Source organism: Streptomyces sp. NPDC020489 (genome assembly GCF_044386545.1).
Lineage (GTDB): Bacteria > Actinomycetota > Actinomycetes > Streptomycetales > Streptomycetaceae > Streptomyces.
On the sequence record NZ_JBIRUZ010000017.1, the window covers coordinates 151554 to 170472 of the forward strand.

The 18919-nt window shown below is 67.7% G+C and carries 25 protein-coding genes and 2 pseudogenes; 10 read left to right on the forward strand and 17 right to left on the reverse strand.

Annotated features, from left to right (window positions below; genetic code table 11):
* Positions 1–198: 198 nt before the first annotated feature.
* Positions 199–339, reverse strand: coding sequence for a hypothetical protein (locus tag ACH41F_RS35670; RefSeq protein WP_398839179.1), 141 nt, complete (start codon positions 337–339; stop codon positions 199–201).
* 125 nt (positions 340–464) lie between these two features.
* Between ACH41F_RS35670 and ACH41F_RS35675 the strand changes: the two genes are divergently transcribed.
* A complete protein-coding gene (locus ACH41F_RS35675) occupies positions 465–1553 on the forward strand; it encodes a hypothetical protein (RefSeq protein WP_398839180.1) in 1089 nt (362 codons plus the stop codon).
* Positions 1554–1676: 123 nt separating this feature from the next.
* Here ACH41F_RS35675 and ACH41F_RS35680 read toward each other — a convergent pair whose 3' ends face one another.
* Both ACH41F_RS35680 and ACH41F_RS35685 read right to left on the reverse strand, forming a co-directional pair.
* A complete protein-coding gene (locus ACH41F_RS35680) occupies positions 1677–2534 on the reverse strand; it encodes a hypothetical protein (protein WP_398839182.1) in 858 nt (285 codons plus the stop codon).
* A 153-nt stretch (positions 2535–2687) separates the two neighbouring features.
* Positions 2688–3644, reverse strand: coding sequence for an ATP-dependent DNA ligase (locus ACH41F_RS35685; RefSeq protein WP_398839183.1), 957 nt, complete (start codon positions 3642–3644; stop codon positions 2688–2690).
* A 194-nt stretch (positions 3645–3838) separates the two neighbouring features.
* Between ACH41F_RS35685 and ACH41F_RS35690 the strand changes: the two genes are divergently transcribed.
* On the forward strand, positions 3839–4066 hold the full coding sequence (locus ACH41F_RS35690; protein ID WP_398839184.1) for a hypothetical protein: 228 nt from the start codon (positions 3839–3841) through the stop codon (positions 4064–4066).
* Between the two features lie 4 nt (positions 4067–4070).
* On the opposite strand, the gene ACH41F_RS35695 is transcribed toward ACH41F_RS35690, so the two are convergent.
* Both ACH41F_RS35695 and ACH41F_RS35700 read right to left on the reverse strand, forming a co-directional pair.
* The gene (locus ACH41F_RS35695) at positions 4071–4223 is read right to left on the reverse strand and encodes a hypothetical protein (RefSeq protein WP_398839185.1); all 153 of its coding nucleotides are present in this window, start codon (positions 4221–4223) and stop codon (positions 4071–4073) included.
* Positions 4224–4243: 20 nt separating this feature from the next.
* Positions 4244–4816, reverse strand: coding sequence for a hypothetical protein (locus tag ACH41F_RS35700; RefSeq protein ID WP_398839188.1), 573 nt, complete (start codon positions 4814–4816; stop codon positions 4244–4246).
* A 55-nt stretch (positions 4817–4871) separates the two neighbouring features.
* Between ACH41F_RS35700 and ACH41F_RS35705 the strand changes: the two genes are divergently transcribed.
* A complete protein-coding gene (locus tag ACH41F_RS35705; protein WP_398839190.1) occupies positions 4872–5210 on the forward strand; it encodes a DUF6233 domain-containing protein in 339 nt (112 codons plus the stop codon).
* A gap of 642 nt (positions 5211–5852) precedes the next feature.
* Entirely contained in the window at positions 5853–6575 is a 723-nt protein-coding gene (locus ACH41F_RS35710) for a hypothetical protein (RefSeq protein WP_398839191.1), read from the forward strand.
* A gap of 642 nt (positions 6576–7217) precedes the next feature.
* Here the strand turns inward: ACH41F_RS35710 and ACH41F_RS35715 are convergent.
* Together ACH41F_RS35715 and ACH41F_RS35720 are read right to left on the reverse strand one after the other, a co-directional pair.
* A complete protein-coding gene (locus ACH41F_RS35715; RefSeq protein WP_398839193.1) occupies positions 7218–7820 on the reverse strand; it encodes a hypothetical protein in 603 nt (200 codons plus the stop codon).
* A gap of 691 nt (positions 7821–8511) precedes the next feature.
* Positions 8512–8757 carry a MarR family transcriptional regulator gene (locus tag ACH41F_RS35720; protein WP_398839195.1) on the reverse strand — a complete coding sequence of 82 codons (246 nt, stop codon included), beginning with the start codon at positions 8755–8757 and terminating at the stop codon, positions 8512–8514.
* A gap of 402 nt (positions 8758–9159) precedes the next feature.
* Between ACH41F_RS35720 and ACH41F_RS35725 the strand changes: the two genes are divergently transcribed.
* Positions 9160–9660 carry an RICIN domain-containing protein gene (locus ACH41F_RS35725; RefSeq protein ID WP_398839197.1) on the forward strand — a complete coding sequence of 167 codons (501 nt, stop codon included), beginning with the start codon at positions 9160–9162 and terminating at the stop codon, positions 9658–9660.
* Positions 9661–9825: 165 nt separating this feature from the next.
* Positions 9826–10131 (forward strand): hypothetical protein, encoded by a 306-nt coding sequence (locus ACH41F_RS35730; RefSeq protein ID WP_398839199.1) that lies wholly within the window; start codon positions 9826–9828, stop codon positions 10129–10131.
* 37 nt (positions 10132–10168) lie between these two features.
* Here ACH41F_RS35730 and ACH41F_RS35735 read toward each other — a convergent pair whose 3' ends face one another.
* A complete protein-coding gene (locus tag ACH41F_RS35735) occupies positions 10169–10399 on the reverse strand; it encodes a hypothetical protein (protein ID WP_398839201.1) in 231 nt (76 codons plus the stop codon).
* A 955-nt stretch (positions 10400–11354) separates the two neighbouring features.
* Here ACH41F_RS35735 and ACH41F_RS35740 point away from each other — a divergent pair.
* Complete coding sequence (locus ACH41F_RS35740) at positions 11355–11666, forward strand: hypothetical protein (RefSeq protein ID WP_398839203.1); 312 nt, start codon at positions 11355–11357, stop codon at positions 11664–11666.
* Positions 11667–11792: 126 nt separating this feature from the next.
* On the opposite strand, the gene ACH41F_RS35745 is transcribed toward ACH41F_RS35740, so the two are convergent.
* Positions 11793–12167 (reverse strand): STAS domain-containing protein, encoded by a 375-nt coding sequence (locus tag ACH41F_RS35745; RefSeq protein WP_398839205.1) that lies wholly within the window; start codon positions 12165–12167, stop codon positions 11793–11795.
* Between the two features lie 226 nt (positions 12168–12393).
* Positions 12394–12552 (reverse strand): hypothetical protein, encoded by a 159-nt coding sequence (locus ACH41F_RS35750; RefSeq protein ID WP_398839207.1) that lies wholly within the window; start codon positions 12550–12552, stop codon positions 12394–12396.
* A 192-nt stretch (positions 12553–12744) separates the two neighbouring features.
* Between ACH41F_RS35750 and ACH41F_RS35755 the strand changes: the two genes are divergently transcribed.
* Positions 12745–13194, forward strand: a complete 450-nt coding sequence (locus ACH41F_RS35755) for an ATP-binding protein (RefSeq protein ID WP_398839209.1) — start codon at positions 12745–12747, stop codon at positions 13192–13194.
* 136 nt (positions 13195–13330) lie between these two features.
* Here the strand turns inward: ACH41F_RS35755 and ACH41F_RS35760 are convergent, their stop codons facing one another.
* Both ACH41F_RS35760 and ACH41F_RS35765 read right to left on the reverse strand, forming a co-directional pair.
* Positions 13331–13816 (reverse strand): hypothetical protein, encoded by a 486-nt coding sequence (locus ACH41F_RS35760; protein WP_398839211.1) that lies wholly within the window; start codon positions 13814–13816, stop codon positions 13331–13333.
* A gap of 300 nt (positions 13817–14116) precedes the next feature.
* Positions 14117–14419 (reverse strand): hypothetical protein, encoded by a 303-nt coding sequence (locus tag ACH41F_RS35765; protein ID WP_398839213.1) that lies wholly within the window; start codon positions 14417–14419, stop codon positions 14117–14119.
* A gap of 274 nt (positions 14420–14693) precedes the next feature.
* Between ACH41F_RS35765 and ACH41F_RS35770 the strand changes: the two are divergent.
* A pseudogene (locus tag ACH41F_RS35770) lies at positions 14694–15071 on the forward strand (vitamin B12-dependent ribonucleotide reductase); the annotation flags it as partial.
* On the opposite strand, the pseudogene ACH41F_RS35775 reads toward ACH41F_RS35770, so the two are convergent.
* The 4 genes and pseudogenes from ACH41F_RS35775 to ACH41F_RS35790 all read right to left on the reverse strand — a co-directional run.
* Positions 15063–15254, reverse strand: a pseudogene (locus tag ACH41F_RS35775) (repressor LexA); the annotation flags it as partial. The pseudogenes ACH41F_RS35770 and ACH41F_RS35775 sit on opposite strands and share 9 nt — an antisense overlap.
* 995 nt (positions 15255–16249) lie before the next feature.
* Positions 16250–16963, reverse strand: a complete 714-nt coding sequence (locus tag ACH41F_RS35780; protein WP_398839215.1) for a Helicase associated domain protein — start codon at positions 16961–16963, stop codon at positions 16250–16252.
* Between the two features lie 107 nt (positions 16964–17070).
* Positions 17071–17604 carry a hypothetical protein gene (locus ACH41F_RS35785; protein WP_398839217.1) on the reverse strand — a complete coding sequence of 178 codons (534 nt, stop codon included), beginning with the start codon at positions 17602–17604 and terminating at the stop codon, positions 17071–17073.
* A 45-nt stretch (positions 17605–17649) separates the two neighbouring features.
* A complete protein-coding gene (locus ACH41F_RS35790) occupies positions 17650–18069 on the reverse strand; it encodes a hypothetical protein (RefSeq protein WP_398839219.1) in 420 nt (139 codons plus the stop codon).
* A 333-nt stretch (positions 18070–18402) separates the two neighbouring features.
* On the opposite strand from ACH41F_RS35790, the gene ACH41F_RS35795 reads away from it, so the two are divergent.
* Positions 18403–18627, forward strand: a complete 225-nt coding sequence (locus tag ACH41F_RS35795) for a hypothetical protein (protein ID WP_398839221.1) — start codon at positions 18403–18405, stop codon at positions 18625–18627.
* 44 nt (positions 18628–18671) lie between these two features.
* Here the strand turns inward: ACH41F_RS35795 and ACH41F_RS35800 are convergent, their stop codons facing one another.
* Positions 18672–18869, reverse strand: coding sequence for a hypothetical protein (locus ACH41F_RS35800; protein WP_398839223.1), 198 nt, complete (start codon positions 18867–18869; stop codon positions 18672–18674).
* Positions 18870–18919: the final 50 nt, after the last annotated feature.

The following is an 18919-nucleotide window of genomic DNA, read 5'->3' on the forward strand; positions in this document are numbered from 1 at the left end:
CGGCATCCCGGCTGAGTCGTCGGTCGTTTCTCGCCGCGCCGCACAGTCGGCGCAGGGCCTGGCCCCGGGCCCGGTTGGGTCCGGGGCCACCGGCATTCGAGAGCGGCCTCCCCATGAGACTGTGCCGGTGATCCAGGGGTGCGGAGCCCCGGGCATGGGGTGATGGAGGCCGCGGCTTCGCGATTGCAGCGGTTCCCCTCAAGTCAAGCCTTCGGCAATGTTCAAACCAAACGCGATATTGACCTTCGCGGCAACGGCGAACTTGCGGGAAAGCGGGCGCTCTGTCGGCAGCGGATGATCGATCATCGGAATCTTCGGCAATTCATCGTTCGCCTCCACGCTGAACAAGCGGCAGGTAAAGCAGTCCTGAGTGATCGTCTGATGACGCCAAGATCAATTGGTTTTTTCGCACACCAGCCCGGAACAATGTCCCCTCTACCGATGAACCGCAACGAGGGGGGCTCATGGGGCGCAAGTTGACCCCGTTGGTAGAGGACGATCGGCCCCTGACCGCCTTCGTCCTCAAGCTGCGCCAACTCCACAAAGAGGCAGGCGCCCCCACCCTCACCGAGCTCGCGACCAGGGTCGGCTACGGACAGCCGCGTTTATCGGAGTTGTTCAACGCGAAGAAGGCGCCCACCGCGGTCTTCCTCAAGGACGTCGTCACAGCACTGGAAGGCGACCCTGACGTCTGGGAAGAGCGACTGAAGCAACTCGAAGAGCAAGAGCGCAGCATCGCCGCCGCGAGCGCAGCAACCGCCGAGGCTCCAGCAGCGCACATTGCTCGCCTCGAGCTTGAGATCAAAAGGCTCCGCGCACTGACAGAAGACCCCCACACTGTCATTGCACAGGCACTCGACCTGTCGGAACAGGCCAGCCGGCGGATGGAAGCGGCCAAGCACCTTGAACGCCGCGCACGACGGCTGCTCCAAGTTGCTCATGACGACTTCGAACGCCTACACGAACGGCTCCCCGAAGTGGAGCGCAAAGCGGCCGCGATCATCGCGGACGGAGTCGCCAAAGCCGCCAACCTCGAACTTCAAGGTCGCCGACGCCTAGAGGAGATAGTCGAGGAGGCCAACAGGGCCGCCGACGAGATCCGCACCAAAGCCGTCACCAGATCCCGCGAGATGCTCCAGACCGCTGAGCAACGCGCCAAGGAACACAGAAGCACCGCCTACGCCTCGATCAACAAGACTCTCAAGGACATCGACCAACTCCGTCTCGAAGCAGAGCAGTCGGTCCAGCACGCCGTCACACAGCGCGCCAGCCTGGAGATGCGCGCCAAAATCGAAATCGAGCGGCTCGTGCGCCAAGTCCAAGAACGTCTGGACAAGGCCGGCGCCAGCAAGGAGGCGCGCGACCTCGAGACACTACTCATGGACTTCAACATCACAGGCAGTCACACCGCCACCCGAGGCCGACATGCACGCCAGACCACGCCAGAGCGGCAAGGCCTCCCCAAGAGGTCGGCACCCGGGAGCGGAGCCGATTTGATCGTGCAACCGCCCCACCCTGACTGGCCGGGCTGGACGTTCCCGAAACAGCGGTGACAGGGCGTCAGGACTTCGGCCGGAGCGTCACCAGTTCCCCGACGGCTGGGGAAGCCGACTCCTAACTACTGCACCCATTCGTGGGCGTGGTGCCCGCTCTTCCGCTGAGCGCGACGCGGCCTGTCAGTCGGCGTAGCGCCGGTCAACTCCGATCAGGGCCGGGTAGTACCAGTCGATCTGACTGTCTGGTGTGGTCTCGGCATACACATTCACTGACGATCGCTCCATCAGATTTCGTGTGGAGGGATCGCTCCGGTCTCCCGAGACCACGCCGACGTCGTCTCTGTCGCGGCCCAGTTGCCACTTCTCCCACCTGCTCCAAATGGCGTCGGAGCGCCGCCGTTCGTCTTCTGTTGTCAGCGGACAGACATCGTTGCTGCCCCACGCATACCCGCGTCTGCCGTCGCTGCCGTCGCTGATCTCTGACTGGTAGACGGCGGTATAGCGCTCTCCGGTTTGGGTCATGAACTGCCGGAAGGTGCTATCGCTCGGACGTACGTCGGCGAGTCGCATGCCGAGAGTGACGGTGAAGCGCCTCTTTTCGCTCAGTCGGTTGACCTCGAACGATGGTTTGAAGTCGGGATCACATGAGGTCACCGCGTACACCAGAGTCGAGCCGCCCGGCGCGGTGATGACTTCGACCCGGTACTCCTCGCGGGGGCGGAAGACGTGCTTGGTGAGCTTGGAGGTGTCCTGGCCCGGCACCGGTGCGAACTCAACGAAGGGTGCCCGGTAGGAAGCGTTGCCCAGGACGCTGGTGAACCGTTCGATGGTGTGCCCGCCCCGCAGGCTCTGCAGTTTGCGGTACTCGGCCGGCCGCCAGTCCATGGTCTGTTTGCGCAGTACACCCCAGGCTGTGGCCAGGGTGCTGACGGCGGTGACGATGCTGGACAGGAACAGCACCACGACGATCAGTAGGTTGCGCTTGCTCAGCGCGTGCACACGACCTGCCAGGCCTTGCTCATCCGATTCGTCCGTCATGGCATCACGCTAGATCCAACTGAAAGACCTTCAGGTAGGACACAGGTGCGAGCGCGGGCGCAACCAGCCTTTCAGCCTGCACAGGCAGAACCTGGAACGCAGCGGCGCCCTGGTCCGCGACGGACGCAACTGGAACACCTGCCGACTGACCCGCTAAGACGCGGCCCCGAACAGCGGTACCTTGCCGGGCTCCATGTCAGTGCGGATACGGGTGAGCCGGACCGGGTGGCGCCAGCGTCCGGCGTTGTCCCGGGCGACGTCCACGGCGACTTCGGCGACGACGTCGGGCGCGACCAGGTGCACCGACAACTGCTCCCGCGAGCCCCACCCCACATTGAAGGTGCGCCCTGTCCACGGGTGGCCCGCGTTGCCGGCGTGCAGCTGGTCGGCGAGGGCGTGCCGGACGGCCGCGCCCAATATCGTGGTGCGGCCGGTGTACCGCAGGCGCCCGCTCTCGTCGTAGCGGCCCAACAGCGCCGTGATGGGAGCCCGCAGACTGCCCGTGACCGCACCCACGATCGCCTCCGTGGTCTGCCTCACCTTGTACTTGGTCCACCCCCGCCCGCCCGGCACATACCTGCTCGTCAGCGGCCGGAACACCAGGCCCTCGATGCCGACGGCCGTGTAGTCGGCTAGCCACACGGCCGCTTGCTCGGGGTCGGTTGTGGTCGGGCACAGCGACCACGGCGCCAACAGTCCCTCCTTGAGGAACAGCGCTGCCAGTGCGGCGTGCCGTTCGCTGAAGGGGCGGCCGGTCAGGTCCTGGCCGTGCAGGCGCAGCAGGTCGAACGCGATCAGGTGCGCGGGCCACTCGATGGCAGCGCGGGCGGCGGCCGCGCCGCGGTGGTGCATGCGTTGCTGGAGACGCTCGAACGCGAGTCGGCCCGCCTCCCACACGATGAGCTCGCAGTCGAGGGCTGTATCGTCCGGCAGCCGCCGGACGGCCGCCTCGATCTCCGGGAACGGCCGGGCCAGGTCGCTGCCGTTCCGGCTGAGCACGGTGACACGGCCGTCGGCCCACCGGCCGGCCAGCGCGCGGTAGCCATCCCACTTGGGCTGTGCCGCCCACCCCGCGGGCAGCGCCGGATCGTTGACCGGTACAGCGCGCATCGGCTCGGGTAGCGACCAGCGGGACGGCGAAGACGGAGACATGGTCGACGTCTTCCACTGCCCGCGCCCGCATCGGTCCTTGTTCCTCCAGGTGCGCACCGATTCCACGCTTTGGACGCGGAGCGGAACACCTTCAGCCTCCGCGCACAGCGGCGATCACGGGGACCGAACGCAGATTCGCTTAGGATCCAGCCGTGGCAGACATCCCCGACGAGTTGATCCAGCTGGAACGTTCCTCCGAAGAAGAGCGCGCGAAGCTTGCCGGGCTCGATGGCGAGGCCTATGAGGCGCAGTGGGAGCGGTGGTGGGAGGCGGCCAGGGTGTTCCAGGCCGCGGTCACGGCTGCGGCCGCGGAGTCGGGCACGTCGCGGGTCGAGCTGGAGATGAAGGTGAAGAAGGCGGTGCGGCACGCGGCCGCCTGACCCTCTATTCGGCGGTGAGCCGGTACTCGCCGACTGTCGGCTGCCAGTCGGGCGCGAAGCCCGGATCGAGGATGTCGTCGGCGACGGCCTCGCCGGCTTCCCCGGCTGCGTTGTCCGGGTCGGCGGGCTGGTCGGCTGAGAGCTGATCTTCGGGCATGCCGTTCAGCATGGCAGCAGCTACGGCTGCTTCGGCCACGTCGTCAACACGGCGCCGGTGTGCTCGTCGGTGAGGATCACGCGGGAGCCGGCCTTGCCGCTGCACTCGCTCACCCACAGCGTGAACTTCTCGCGGGCCACGGCCTCAACGCCCCACCAGCCGTGCCGCGCCGGTCTGCCGTCGAGGATCAGAGTGAGGTGGTAGCGGTGCTGATCATCCATGGGCGTGTCCTGCCAGCCGTCCTCATCAGTCCACAGCCGCACGTGCGGCGTCCGGCCCCTTTCGGCCGCAACCTCTGCCACGACCTCGCGGAGGTCGGCGAGGATCCCCTCCATCGTGGTCGGCATCCGCGGCGCGGGTTCGAGCACCGCCAGGCCGTGGCTCAGACACAGATCTAACCAGCGAACCCCCTGGTCAGTGTCGAGGACACGGGCCATCGAGCCGCCCTTCCCGCACACGGCGCAGGGATACGCGGGCCGGGTGGTGATCCGGGCGCGTACCTGCTGCCGAGTGGGGGAGGCGGGCGCCGACGGCAGCGCGCCCACATCGACACGGGCTTGCTTGAGCAGCTCGTCGAGGCTGATGTGGTCCACGGTGCCTCCTGGCTGCTGGGGTGCGCGGGTCAGGCCACCCTCTACAATCGAACACGTGCACGATTCAAGTCCGTCGAAGCTGGTCCTGCTCCGTTTCCTGGAGCGGGTCCAGGAGCGGGACCTGGCCCGTACCCGGCGGTGGATCATCGACGAGGAACGCCGCGAGGCCGAACGCCGACGCAGCATCGAGGCCCGCCCACCGGCGCCGGATTGGCTGATCGAGCAGAGCCTGAACCGGACCACCCCGCCGGTGTACGTCCACGTCGGTGGCTGTCACATGGCGGGTAAGCGGTCCAAGGGCGCGACGCGGGAGCAGGCGGTACGGGCGCTCGCGGACGGCGTGGATGCGTGCCCGCACTGCCGCCCCGACACCGACCTCGGCATCCTGGACTGACCGCAGCACCCCAGGGAGCCGAGAGCGTCCGCCCTCGCCTCGAGGCCGACGAAGGCTGGCATGTTCGGGAACCCGCAGGTCGCAGCCAGCATGCGAAAACCCGACTCCGGTGGTGACCAGCCACTTCTCACTGTGGCCTCGGGCAGGCGCCGGCGGAGGCGGGGCGCCATGGTCCGGTCTCGGGTAGCGGCCTCACACCGGCTGCGCAATCGGCCGGCCGGACCTGCGCAATCGACATCACCCGGCTGCGCAATCGGCTGTGGCGGCTGCGACCACTGCGCAGACCATCCGGCCAGCCAGACCCGGGGTGTGCTGGTGGGGGGGCAGTGCGCAGGCTGCGCAGCTGCGCAGTGGTGGCTGGCTTCGGGCGCTGCGCAATGGCCAGCCGGTTGCGCAGCCTTTCGGCCGTGGTGATTTTGCAGGCCGCTGACCTGCATGGTCTGGTCTGTGGTACGGGTCGCAGGAGTTGTGGTCTGGCCTATGGTCGGGGTGGTGGGGGCCGTGGTACGGCCGGGAACCGTGCGTGCGCGACCGCGTATCGGCAGGGCCTTGGCGTCACGAGCGCTGGCCGCGGGAGCACAGAAGACCACCGGATGGCTGTCTCAAGTTCCTGGCGGGCGTGCTCGCTTGCATTGTGAAGAGATGACGGAAGTGCCTAGCGGAGACGGCGGCCATGAGGGCAGACACCTACCCCGGGGCCTGGTCGCAACTGGTGCGATTATCACCATCCTGGCAAGCGTCGCCGGCCTGCTCACTACCGGAGTGGCGACGCTCTACAGCGCAAGGGTCGCGAGTGATCAGCTCAAACAGTCGCAGGAGGCCGCCAACGAGAAGAGGCGCGAGCAGGCGGCGAGGGTCTCATATTGGGTGGACGTCCAGCCTGACGGTACGCCGTGGCTGCATTTGACGAACCGGTCGCCCGATCCGATCTTCAACGCAACCATGCTGTTCGTGGCGGACCGCGGGGAGCCTCCTGACGAAGACGACCCTGTGTTGTGGACTGTTGTATTCGTCGTCAAGGTACCGAGCGTGCCGCCTTGCTCTGACCTGGTGTTCACCTCGAACGACATGAGGTACGGCACGGACGAGGACCTGTCCCCGCCTTCTGATGGGCACCCCCTCGCCAAGCCACCGGGCGCCGACTGGCTGAGCTTCGACAAGCCCCCCAGCATCTTGACGGAATGGGTGGTGTACACCGACCGCGAGGGAGTGATGTGGGAGCGCCGTGGCACGGGCCTTCTCACTCAGCCGGCCGAATTGGAGTTCGCCACTCAGCCAGGGGTGCCGGGGGTGGTGTTGGCCGTACAACCGCAGCCCCTGAAGGAGTGTGCGGACGCTGCCGGTCTGACGCGCCCAATCCGGTAGGCCAGGCCCCGGCCGGGCCCGAGACGGCATCCGCCGGCCGCGACCAGGAGCATGGCGAGCGGCGGCGCTGATGGACCCGCCGCGGCTGACCACCACGCAGCACCGTGCCGCGCTAGACCCCGCCGGGATCTCCTGCGACATCTGCTGCACAATCCCCTGCGTTATCCCCTGCGTTATCTGTTGCGCGAGGCCTTCGGACCGTTGCGCGTTGTCGCTGGTGACCACGCCTTTTTGGGCGTGGTCGGGGGTCAGACATCCCCCCTGGAGCCTCCCTCAGCCACCCACGATCAGGAAGAAGGAGATGGGGCGGGGCTGGGGCAGAGGTCGGCCCGGCGGGGGATCGGCGCCCTGGAGGCGGTGTTGCGCGTCGGCGTCGCCTCCGCGCGGCCCGGCCGCTGGAGCGTCCGGGCGGTGGAGCAGGGGACAGCGGGCGGCGGCGAACGGCGAACTGGCTACGTAGGCGAGAACGGAGAACGTATGTCGCTCAGTCCTAGAACCGTTTCGTGACCCAGGCGCCCAGAAATGCTGATGAGAACTGGCAACAGACGGAGGAGCTCTGCCCGATGTGTCGGCGTCAGTGGACGGACCACTCGCGCAGTACGCCCAGAAGCGACAGTCGCAACCTGGCAGACCACTGCAGGTCTAGAACCGGACTGTGACCCACCGCCGCGTTTCGGGATCCCACCCCACATCGACGATGTGCCCATCCTTGATGCTGACGGCATGCCACCTGGCGGAGGGCCAGCCGGGGAGCCACCTGACAGTTGTGGGTACATCGCCGAGTTCCTGCACGTCCGTGAAGTCGACGTCAGGAAGCAGTGTCAGGGCGTCAACCGGAGTTTGGGTGGACAGCTGGATCCGCGTTCCCCCTTCGGTCGTAACAGTGAGAGCGGAGGGGACCGATTCGCCCGTCTCCTCCTCTGTCACGGCATCGCCGGCCTCCACCTGCGCCCGAAGCAACCGCCGTGACCGGCGGAGGATCGCGGACCGTGGTACGTGTCGCAGGATGCGCACGGCCGCTCCTTCGATCCGCTGGCCCAGGCCGGTGCCCAGGGACGCCACCACCGCAGTGACGAACGGCGCGAGCGTGATCGCGACCAGCACATCGGTCGGCGGGAGAGGAGCACCAGGTATATCTCCGGGCCCGCCGGCAATGCACCCGGCGGGTACATCTCGGGGCGCGCCAGAGGCCATGTAGTAGTCCCGCTCGTTCAGGTACGTTGCGACTTGATCCCTCTCGTGCATCCCGCCCCCTGTTCAACTGCGCGCCCGACGCACGGGCCGTCGACTTCTCCTCCAACGGGTCCAGCAACGATCGCGTTCCCCTTGGTGCCGACGACCGCTATAGACGCCCCTGCCCGCTCGCTCTGATGAGTCCAAGAGGCTGCCCCGCGGCCAGCACGAACGAGCATCACCCGGGTACGGCTCTGGCAACACCCGGACTCCCTAGCCGTACAGGCACAACCATGGCCACAAGGCAAGCACTGAGGCGCTCTCAAAACCCAGCGACATCGTTCTCGCGCGGAAACAGACGATCCCACCGCTGAGCAACAGACGCTCTCGAATCCCGCCTACAAAGCCAGCGAACTGCGCTGCTGCGCCAAGGCGTTGCGCTGGAGGTTGCGCCAGGGCGTTGCGCTGGAGGTTGCGCCAGGGCGTTGCGCTGGAGGTTGCGCAGCCTCATGGCGGGCGCTTCCGTCCCCCCTGGTCAGAGGCCCAATGGAGCGTGGTCTGGGTGCTGACATCCCCCTCAGAGCACCCCACGACCGCCCCGGCACAGAAGAAGGGTGGGAGGGAAGCGGGCGGGACGCGGGGAGCACCTCGGGGGATTCGGACGCCGGTCGTACGGTTCGCGCGCGCCGGCCGGCCGCGCGCGGCATGACGGCTACGTTCCGTCGTCGCGGTGCCCTGTTTCAGCAGGTGGCGGTACGGGGGTTCAGTGTTCGTTCGTCGAGAGTTCCAGCAGCCGCCGGACAGGCAGGTGTGCCTCTGCTGGATGGCGGAGGGTGCCGTCCAGGCAGAGGATGTAGCGCGTGCGCCGGCCGTCGCGGTCGCGGCGCATGTAGCCAGCCTGTTCGAGGTCGGTGACGATGCTCTGAGCGGTGCGTTCGGTGATGTGGCAGGCCGCGGCGATGTCGCGAAGGCGGCTGGCTGGGTTGGCCCTCGTTCTGGGCAGCAGCATCCATGGACCTGCCTCCCTTCCCGAGCGCCGAGCGTGCTGGAAGCTGACTCGGCGCGGATCCAGGCCGGGGGCCAGCTTCTACCAGTCGGCCAAGAGCGGGCAGCGGGTTGGCCGGTCTGGCCCGGTTCGGCGCAAGCACGGGCTTCGGCCTGCCAAAACCTGAGACGAGAGGCGCAGTGGGGCATTGCGTGCCTGGGGCGAGCCTCCAAGTCCACCTACAACGCTCCGTAGTTGATCGGTAGCTTTGAGTGATGAATGCGGAGGAGGTTCCTCCGTTGATGATGGCCAGGAGGTCTCATGCTGTCTGTGCGACGACCCGCTCCCGTCCGCGCGGCGGTGGCCGCTGCCGCTCTGCTTGGCTGCAGTCTCGGCGTATCCGCCCCGCCGGCCACCGCTGCCGCCGTGTCACCAGCCGCGACACGGGCCGCCGACGTCACCGTGCCGATCGGGCGTGACGTCGACATCGTCCACGGCCAGCTGGGCGCGCGCATGGTGCCGTGGTGGGGAAGCGCGGCCAACGACACGGTGGTCCGCGTGTGGTCGGCACCGTACAGCGGTGACACCTGGAACTTCCAACTGCACGGCATGTACACCGACGCCGATGGCGTCTGGCCCGTCGTCAACATCGTCAACGTCAAGAGCGAGCGCTGCCTGCAGCCCAAGGACAAGGAGGCCAAGCAGAACGCACGCGTCGTCATCTTCGACTGCAACAGCGCGTCTACGGCACAGCAGTGGATCGTCAGGGGTTCCAGTGCCATTCCCGACGGCGTCCAGTTCGTCCCGTACAAGCAGCCGGAGCTCGGCATCACCCTGCAGGACAAGAACTCGGCCACCACCGACCTCACGCTCGACTACCGCAACCCCGCCAACCCGGCCTTCGCCTGGCGCATCCCGCTGGCATGAGCGGCAGCCCTGGATGGGGCCTCCCTCGAGAGGGTGGTCATGTCCTTGGCCTTCCGTCCTCTGGGTCATCAGGCTACCGAGTCCATGGGCTCCGAGGCTCACGAAAACGGGTGTTCGGGATGGACGGGGGCCGGTGTCTGGGTCGGTCCGTGGGTAGTGTCCGCGGTGGGCGCTGAGGGCGGCGAGGACGTACTGCTTGCGGATGTGTGCCGCACTCTTGCACGGGCCGGCTTCGATCTGGCGTGTTCCGGCGGGGCTGGGCACGGGCTGAGGGTGCGCCGCACCGCGGATGCTGTGGTGATTGCCTGGCAGCCCGGCACGTGGCTGGGTCCCGGGCACTACGAGGATCGTGCGCATCCGGGGATGTACTCGGCTTTGACGCATGCGCTCGCCGAGATCCTTCAGCAGGCCGGGCATGCCGTGCACATTGATGCGGAAACCGGCGATGTCCAGGTCAAAGACGAGGAGTAGGGGCGCGAGGCGCCCCCTACCTACCGGTTCGGCAAGGTCAGGAGGGCTTGGGGGCGTGACGGACGACCCCAACGTAAGGCTTCTGAGTCAGAGGATTGATCTCCCGAAGCAGAGCCTCCGCCGCGCCGTAGCTGTCCACGACCACCTCTTCCCACGCGGAGGGGTCGTCCGCCTCGCCGTTCTTCAGCCTCTTCACAACCCAGTATGTCTTGGCCCACTCGTGAACGGGCCAGTCGGGCCTCGGTGTTATGTAGCTTCCAAAAGACATGATTTGCTTCCTCTCCTGTCGGGTCCCTTCCAGGGGAGTGCGGACCAGAGGAGGAGGGCTAGCGCCGAACGGGTGCACTGCCCCTCACCCGGATCACGGACGCGGCGCGCACGGCCGGGGGCGGACCGCTATTCCCGCGCCTGACGGACGTGCCAGACGAGGCCGTGTGGCGGAAGGTCGCGACCGCAGCCTTCAATGAGCATACGACCGCCTCGGGGCTGCCGCTCGCCAGAGCTACACGGCGGCCTCGATGGTCAGCCCGGCGCCCCGTCCAACGGCCTGATGACAGCATGCCTGCCCGCGCACTGTGTCAGGCCAAGGAGGGCGGTGTGGCACGGCCCGGCTTCGGGACATTCGGCTGCGCAATCGACGGACCGGACCTGCGCAATAGACACGACGGCGGTTGCGCAATCGGCTATAGGCGGCTGCGCATTCGCGGCTGCCCCCACTGCGCAGCTCCCCTCGCGGTGCGCATCCGGAGTCTTCCCGGGCCGTAATGCGCAGCTGCGCAGTCGGGGGCGGTGGCTGGGTTCGTGTGTTGGGCAATGGCTGGCCGGGGTGCGCAGGCTTTCGGCGTGGTGACTGCGCAGGTCTGTGACCTGCATGGTCTGGCCTGTGGTACGGGCCGTGAGCGCCGTGGTCTGGCCTGTGGTCGGGGGGAAGGTCCTCGCTGCGCAGGCGGTGGATTCCATGAAACTCACCGGCCCGAAGGTCGCCCCGGCCCCGCGGGTGCCTACGTGGTGGGCATGCCGACGGGGACGTGGGTGGAGCAGACCGAGACCACCTACGGCCGACCACCGCCGCGGCGACCGCGGGCGCGGCGACGGTCACCGCCACTGCCGAAGCGACCTCGATCCACGGGGACGTGGGCGACGGCCAGGCCCTCGGGGGGTCTGCTGCGTACCTGTTCTAAATTCGGAGGCTTGATCCAGCAGGATTGGGGCAGGCGGGGCCTGTGTCATCTGCGCCGTCCGAGCTGCTTTCCCAAGTTCGGCATGCCTTGATCCAGGCGGGGTTCCATCTGGTGGGCGAAGACGCCCAGGACAGCAGACCCGGGCTTGCGCTCACGACGGTGCCAGCCGGGGTGCTGGTGAGGTGGACGGCGTCGGATGGGTTCGCTTCGCTGGCGAAGGACCAGCCCGGAGCCTCAGCTGACAGCATGCAGGCGATCGTGCAGGCCGCGGTCTCGGGGCTGTTGATCCAGCTGGGACACACCGTCACGGAACCGGAAGACGGCGGTGACCTGCTGGTTCTGGCAGATCAGTAGGGCAACCACCGTGATGGCCGAGTGGTCCCTGCGCTTCAGGCGTGGCATGTCGACCCTGAAACAGACGCCCAGGTCAAGAAGAGACGTAGAGGCCCTCGACGGACATCCCGTCGCAGCCGGTCGCCATCAGCCGGTGAGGGCGTCGGGCAGGGTGTCGTAGCAGGCGATGACACTGTCCAGGCCGACGATCTGCACGGTGCGCTGCACGGCTGCAGGCATCCCGGCCAGGCGCAGCCAGCCGCCGGCCCCGGTTGCGTTCTGGTGGGCGGCGATGAGGACGTTGAGGCCGCTGGAGTCCATGAAGGTGACCTGCTGCAGGTCAAGCACGATGCGCGGGCCAGTGGCCGCGGCGGAGTCGAGGCCCTGGCGCAGGACGTCCTTGTTGGCGAAGTCGATCTCTCCCGCCAGGGTGAGGACCTGCACGCCGTCGAGGGCATGCGCGGTGACCTCCAGCAGATGCCGCGAAGTGCCCGCGTCGGGTTCGAATGAGCGCTCAGTCATCTGATCGATCCTGGCACACCCCGCCCAGTCGGTCACCAGTCCCTTGATCTTTGCGGGCATGGGCCCCTGTGCCGAGCAACGTGAGGGGAGTGGGCGTGAATCGTGGGGGTAGACGAGGGCTGTGACACGGGGATCCCGTGGTGAGCACGCTGCGCACCATCGGCGAAGTGAGTCTGGTCCTTGCCATCGGTGTCCTGGCCGTCAGTCTGTGAGTCCCCAGCGCATTTCAGGACGCCCTCCACCAGCCGGTGCGCTTGCAACCTCTGTCAGCCGCCAGCGCGCTGGGGTCCGTCTCGGCGGCGGCCAGTGTGGGGCGGTAGATCTCGGTGACCCCGATGAGGCCGTCCTTTCCGGTGATGCCCATGGGGTCCCCAACGATCTTCACGGTACCTGTGTCGAGGTCGATACAGACCTAGCTGCAGCGCGGTGTCAACTGGGTCAGGCCAGGGTGAAAGGGAATGGGGCGGGGCAGTCGGGAGAGGCCGTGCGATGCTTCGCGGACACGACGTGAAGCTCACGTGGCGAATATGTAGACAAGGGTGGGCGTATGGAGCAGGCCGCGGGAGGTGAGGGTCAGATGACAGGGCGCAGCAGCCTGGTGTGGGCGTCTGCCGCCTATGACGGCGATGCTTCCTGCATCGGGGCCGGCCGTGACCTGGCGACCGGCTTCCTGGCCGAGGTGCAGGCGGTGCACGGGCTGCCGGTGTCCGAGCGGGCGATGGGTATGACGCAGCTGGTCGTCAGCGAGCTGGTCACCAACGCGGTGAAGTACGCACCGGGCCCCGTCATGCTCGACCTGCAGATCACCGACGGCGCGGTACGGGTGTCGGTGTGGGACAGCGACCCGGCCCTGCCGGACGTCGCCGCCACCGACCCCCAGCGCGTGGGCCGCCACGGCCTGGAGATCACCCTTGCCGTCAGCCAGGCCTACGAGGTACGCCGCGAGCCGGTCGGCAAACGCGTCACAGCCGTGATCGCGCTGGCCGACGACCCCGGCGGAGACCCTGCCGGCCGCACCACCCCCTGACCCCGCCACGCCACCACCCTCGCCGAGGAGATCGAGCCCCCGATCATGGGGGAACACGGCCAGAGACCGCCGGAGTACCGGCTTGCGCGTGCAGTGGGGCGGGGTGTCCGGGGTAGGGGAGGGTCGCGGGTCGGTATCAGGGAGTCGGGTAGGGGCGCGGATGGCCGCGCCGGACGTAGTGGTCAGCCGAGGCGCCGACGAACCTCAGAGCACCGTGGTGTCCGTGGGCTTCCAGGAGCATGACGGCCATACAGACCGTGAGGGCGTGGATCTGGGTGGCCATCGGAAAGTCCTCCAGCCCGCTGGACGCCAGCCCTGTGTTCGCGGCGGCGGCTTTGCGTACTGCTGTCGTGATCATGAACTCGCAGTCCACCGGCGCCAGAGCCGCGACGGTGTCGAGGAGGGGTACGGACATGGACGGCTCTTTGAAGTTGTCGAGGAGCATGTCGTGGTCCAGGGCCTGCCATGCGAGCGTGTGGGCCAACTGGTCGCTGTCCAGGCCTTCCAGGCCCGCTCTGACGCGGGTCTGGTCCGCGGCGAGGTAGGCCCACAGCAGGTCCGTGGCCCTCCACATCCCCTCCACCAGTGCCGTCTCTTCGTCCGCCGCCCCTGTCACCGCCATGCACCCTCTTGTACCGGACCCGTACCGGGCACGGCGGGCGATCCCCGCAGATTCACCACAACAAGGCACGGCACAGCGCGCGCCGTCGACCCCCTGCGTGCCGACAGTGTGGCACCCGCTCGGGCGGGCTACCCGCGGGCTGCGATGGGTTGCTCCTGGCGAGACGGTTCGGCCGGGCTTCGGACCTGGGGTTGGCATGGCGGGAGTGACGAATGCCGGCCACGGGTTGAACGCGAGAAGGCCCGCCTGGCGCTGTGCGCCTGGGGGCGGGCCTGTGCGGGGGGAAGTGTGCAGGGGCGCTCAGCGGTTGTCGTCGTAGGGGTCGCGGCTGCCGGACTTGGCCAGTCCTCGGCTGATCATGTAGCCGACGGTCAGGATGACGATGTACAGCCATGCCGTGTCGGCTCGGAAGTAGTCGGCGTGACCGTCGTCGTCTCCGACCACCATGGAGGCGATCAGCACCGCGACGACGGAAGCGAGGTAGATGAAGAACTCGGTGGTCTTCAGCGCCGACTTCGTTTCGGTCGAAAGCCTGCGGGTTTGGTGCGCCGTGGAGTCGTTGCCCGCGCGGTGGGCCGGGTTGCCGGCCGGGATAGTGGTCATGGGCGCGCTTCCTTGGGGCTTGAGAAATGGTTGCCGCACTCCGATGGGGTATTGCCTGAAGAGCGCGTGCCCCTGCCGAGTGCCCATGGGAACGGGAGCAAACAGGGCTTGAGCCGCGAAGGGGCTGCAGCTGTGACCAGCTGTGCGGCACGGTTGTCGGGTCGCCCTTTGCTCCTCCGTGGTGAGTCACCGGGCCCGCCTCATGCCCCGGTCATGTGGGTCACCATACTCATCGCCACCCGCGAGGGGTGACCGCCGCTGCAAGCTCCCGCCGCACGTCGGAACCCCGCAGCCGCAGCAGGTCTCCGCGTGCTTCATCCTGTCCGTCGACGACTCCATGGAGTCGATCCTCGACTGGTACAAGGAAGAGGGCATGATCTTCAAGGGCGGCTCCGGTGCCGGCCTGAACCTCTCCCGGATCCGCTCCTCCAAGGAGCTGCTGTCCTCCGGCGGCAACGCCTCGGGTCCCGTCTCCTTCATGCGCGGTGCCGACGCCTCCGCCGGAACGATCAAGTCCGGTGGCGCCACGCGGCGTGCCGCGAAGATGGTCATCCTCGACGTCGACCACCCCGACATCGAGGACTTCATCGAGACCAAGGTGAAGGAAGAGGAGAAAATCCGCGCCCTGCGCCATGGACCTGATGATGACCTCGATCACCCGGCGCTCCTGGTCGGTGAGTCCGGAGCTGTCCGCCCGGATGCCTGGCGGTCGGCCCGGCAGGGAGCGCTTGTGCCCCTCGGGATTCGTGGCTTCGTTCATCGCATGCACCGGCTCGAGTCGGCCCTGCGAGCGTTCCTGGGCAGTGATGGTGGCACTGTCTGCGGTGGTGGTCACGTCGGCCCCTCTCGGTGGCCTCCCTGCTGGACAGCGGTAGTTGCTTTCGAAAGGTTGCGCCAAACACACGTTCGAGTGAAAAATCGCGGATCGCCTGCCGTGATCATGTGGTCTGGGCGTACAGCCGATGTCTGGCAGACAAAAGGGCCCTTTGCGGTACTCATCGCCGCCGAGGCGGAAAGCAGCTGGTGGACCCCCGGCTTTCTGGTACGGATCTGCGCGGGAGACGTCCGTCTCACCTAAGTGGCGCCGTGACCTTGCAGTTCAGCCAGACAGTTTGGCACCACGGCGCACGCCAATACGGGCGCGACACGCGTGTACGGCGTGTTTGTCGAGACGATCCCTACATCTAGTGCTTGGATTGCTACAGCAGCCCAGAAGTTGTGGTCCCCCGGGTCTTCGGATCTGCGAGGTTCGCCTATGCTGAGCTGCGCTTCATCGCACGAGATCCCTCACATGCTTCACCCCGTTCGGGGTGAAGGCCCTTCTCCAAGGGCTACTTGGGATCAACTGCGGGAGGCACGATGGATCGACACGTGCACTGCACCTGTTACGAACGTCGCCTGACCTGGCGACAGGCGTTCGTTGACTGGGTGATAGTGGTCGTACCGATCTTCGACGCACTGCGGTCATTCTGGTCTTGATCCAGAAACCGTGACCCGCCGGAAGGCCTGAGCTCCAGCAGTGAGCCCGGCCGAATGCAAGACGGCCGGGCTCGGTGACTGCAGTGCTCGACGGAGGGTCTGGTCACCGGCTGCAACCGGTAGCCAGGCCCTTCGTAACGCTCCAGGCGACTGAGTCTCAGCCAGTCCCAGGGCGTTCCCGTGGAGCCCATGCATCGTACGATACCCAGCCTCGCACTCCTCGCATACGGCTGCGCGCCCGGACCTGAATCCCGTACGCCGACTGTGACCTGGCATTTCTCAAAAGATTCGTCCGACACGTCGGCTGGCCCGGTTCGACTACCCCAGATACGCGGTGAAGCCCTACGCGACTTACCAGCGCATGCCGAGTGCGTTGAGGGCGTCGCGTCGCTCGGGGCTGAGCTTGGCGGCCCGCCGTCGTGCGTTGGCTACGAATGACCCCAGCCCGAGCAGCTCGCCGTCGACGCCCTCGCGGTGGTGTCGGGGCACCTGGAGGTGTCCTTCGCGGGCGTGGAACTGTCGGGCTGCGGTCATGTTCCGCTCCCACAGTTCGTCCTGCGAACGTCGCGCCGGCACCACCGGCACGCCGACGCCATCGGGGTACACCCCGACCGTCTCCAGGAGGTACTGCTGGACGGGCACGAGCCGGTCCCACCCGGCCACCTGACCCGCGATCCACACCCCGAGATCCTCGCCCTGGACGACGACGTCCCCCGGCCCGGCCGGAAGCGCCCCGCCCGCCTGCACATGCGCGAGCAGCAGCCGGTACGCGCGCTGCCAGCCGATCTCCCACCCCTCCGGCGCCCACCCGGGATCGATCTCGTTGAGTCCGGCACTGTCCCGGGCGAGGTCCACGGCAACTTCGGCGACAACCTCGGGCACGACCAGGTGCACCGACAACTGCTCCCACGAAGCCCACCCCGCAGTGAACGTGCGCCCCGTCCACGGGTGACCCGCGTCCCCGGTGCGTAGCTGGTCGGCGAGGGCGTGCCTTACGGCCGCGCCCAGCGTGGTGGTGCGGCCGGTGTACCGCAGGCGCCCGCTGTCGTCGTAGCGGTCTAGCAAGAGTTATCCCGGGTGCCAGTCTGGAGGCAGGACGAGTCCGATCTGCAAGGGCGGCACGTGTGGCCGGAGTAGGCCCGGTGGGCCGTGCTGGTGCTGCCACGACGCGGTTAGGGAGCCGGACGTCTGGGGTCGATCGGATCGTCTGAGACCACGGTGTCGGGGTCCTTGACTCCGAGCTGGCGGCGCGCGGCCACGAACAATCTGCGCATTGCATCTCTCAGCCGGTCTTCCACCGCACGGCCACCGTAGTGGTCGATGAGCTCGTCAGGCTGGCCCTCGTGCACGGCGCGCACCCACCAGGCATGGTGCTCGACTTCCCTGGCCGCCTGCTGGAGCTCCGCCGTTCCCAGGATGCGCAGCTGCTGTACCACGGACCGGAGCCGGACGTGTTCAGCGTCGACCTTGTTGCGCTGCTCGACCCGGTCCGCGACTCGGTCAAGGCGCCGTATCAGATGAACGAGCTGCCGTGCCGAAGCGGCACACTCCTTGCACAGGTCGTAGAGAGGCCCGTCCCAACGCACTGCCAGGGCGTGCCGCTCCTTTCTCCTCTCCATCACATAGGCCGGGATGAGACCTACGGCGGCACCAACTATCACCAGCAGTACGTTCGTTGCTGTCACGGAAGCATTCATGCCCGACATCCAACCGAGTGTGGGGCCTACATACACCAACCTGGTGAACTTGCACTAGGGGGCTGTCCCGAACAGCGGCACGTCGTCGGGTCTCATGTCGGTGCGGATACGGGTGAGCCGGACTGGGTGGCGCCAGCGTCCGGTGCTGTCCCGGGCGACGTCCACGGCGACTTCGGCGACGGCCTCGGGTACGACCAGGTGCACCGACAGCTGCTCCCGCGAGCCCCACCCCACGCTGAAGGTGCGCCCTCTCCACGGGTGGTCGGCGTCCCCGGCGTGCAGCTGGTCGGCGAGGGCATGCCGGGCGGTGGCGTTCAGCGTGGTGGTGCGGCCGGCGTACCGAAGGCGCCCGTCCTCGTCGTAGCGGCCCAACAGCGCTGTGGTGGGCGCCCGCAGACTGCCGGTGACCGCCCCCACGATCGCCTCCGTGATGTGCCGCGCCTTGTACTTGGTCCATCCGCGCCCGCCCGGCACATACCTGCTGGGGGCCGGAATACGAGGCCCTCGATGCCGGCGGCGGTGTAGTCGGCCAGCCATGCGGCTGCCTGCTTCGGGTCGGTCATGGTCGGGCACAGCGACCACGGCGCCGCCAAACCGGCCTCGGCGAACAACGCCTCCAATGCGGCGTAGCGGTCGCTGAAAGGAAGCCCGGTCAGGTCCTGGCCGGACGAACACCGGCATGAAGAGCAGGGCCAGGCCGTGCCCGAGCAGAGGGCCGGCGGAACCTGGCTCTCCCGCTTCCGTAGGTGACGCATAACGCCCCGGGCAGACTCGCCCACCGAACCGGCCCGGGGCACGCTGGAAACCGTGACCAGCGCGCCGGTCGTCGTGCACCGGCCCTCCGACTCGGGCGGCCGGAGAGTCACCGTGCACAGCAGCGGCCGGGACGAGATCCTCGGCACCGCCCACAGCGACCACGACCTGGTCGTGTTCCTCGAGGACGCTGGCGTCACCGAACCCGATGCCATCCTGGACGACCCACAGTGGGTGGAGTGGCGCGGCGGCCCCGCCCACGAGTTCCCCGCCGCCTGACGGAGGCGGTGGGGCGCAGCATGTGCACCCGGCGCCCGCCCCGGTCAGCCGATCAGCTTGTGCAGCACGGGAACGCTGCCTCCAGCGGCCACCAGGCCGGTCGCGACGGCTGCGGGCATGGACTTGTCGTGGAGGAACATGAGCCCGCCCATGACGAGGCCGATGATGACGGCCGCCAGGAACACCACGGCGGCGTGCACCGACAGCAGCGGGGCCTCCGACGGCATCCCCGCGCTGGGCAAGCCGGGCGGTTCGGGTCGGGCGGGTATGGGGGAGTGCGGGTGCGGGTCCC

Coding starts and splice junctions, on each gene's coding strand:
- ACH41F_RS35760 (WP_398839211.1), bottom strand. CDS start 13,816: ATGGCGGTGACAGGGGCGGCGGACGAAGAGACGGCACTGGTGGAGGGG.
- ACH41F_RS35785 (WP_398839217.1), bottom strand. CDS start 17,604: ATGTCGGGCATGAATGCTTCCGTGACAGCAACGAACGTACTGCTGGTG.
- ACH41F_RS35735 (WP_398839201.1), bottom strand. CDS start 10,399: ATGTCTTTTGGAAGCTACATAACACCGAGGCCCGACTGGCCCGTTCAC.
- ACH41F_RS35685 (WP_398839183.1), bottom strand. CDS start 3,644: ATGCGCGCTGTACCGGTCAACGATCCGGCGCTGCCCGCGGGGTGGGCG.
- ACH41F_RS35695 (WP_398839185.1), bottom strand. CDS start 4,223: ATGCCCGAAGATCAGCTCTCAGCCGACCAGCCCGCCGACCCGGACAAC.
- ACH41F_RS35755 (WP_398839209.1), top strand. CDS start 12,745: ATGACAGGGCGCAGCAGCCTGGTGTGGGCGTCTGCCGCCTATGACGGC.
- ACH41F_RS35715 (WP_398839193.1), bottom strand. CDS start 7,820: ATGCACGAGAGGGATCAAGTCGCAACGTACCTGAACGAGCGGGACTAC.
- ACH41F_RS35765 (WP_398839213.1), bottom strand. CDS start 14,419: ATGACCACTATCCCGGCCGGCAACCCGGCCCACCGCGCGGGCAACGAC.
- ACH41F_RS35745 (WP_398839205.1), bottom strand. CDS start 12,167: ATGACTGAGCGCTCATTCGAACCCGACGCGGGCACTTCGCGGCATCTG.
- ACH41F_RS35680 (WP_398839182.1), bottom strand. CDS start 2,534: ATGACGGACGAATCGGATGAGCAAGGCCTGGCAGGTCGTGTGCACGCG.
- ACH41F_RS35675 (WP_398839180.1), top strand. CDS start 465: ATGGGGCGCAAGTTGACCCCGTTGGTAGAGGACGATCGGCCCCTGACC.
- ACH41F_RS35710 (WP_398839191.1), top strand. CDS start 5,853: ATGACGGAAGTGCCTAGCGGAGACGGCGGCCATGAGGGCAGACACCTA.
- ACH41F_RS35720 (WP_398839195.1), bottom strand. CDS start 8,757: ATGCTGCTGCCCAGAACGAGGGCCAACCCAGCCAGCCGCCTTCGCGAC.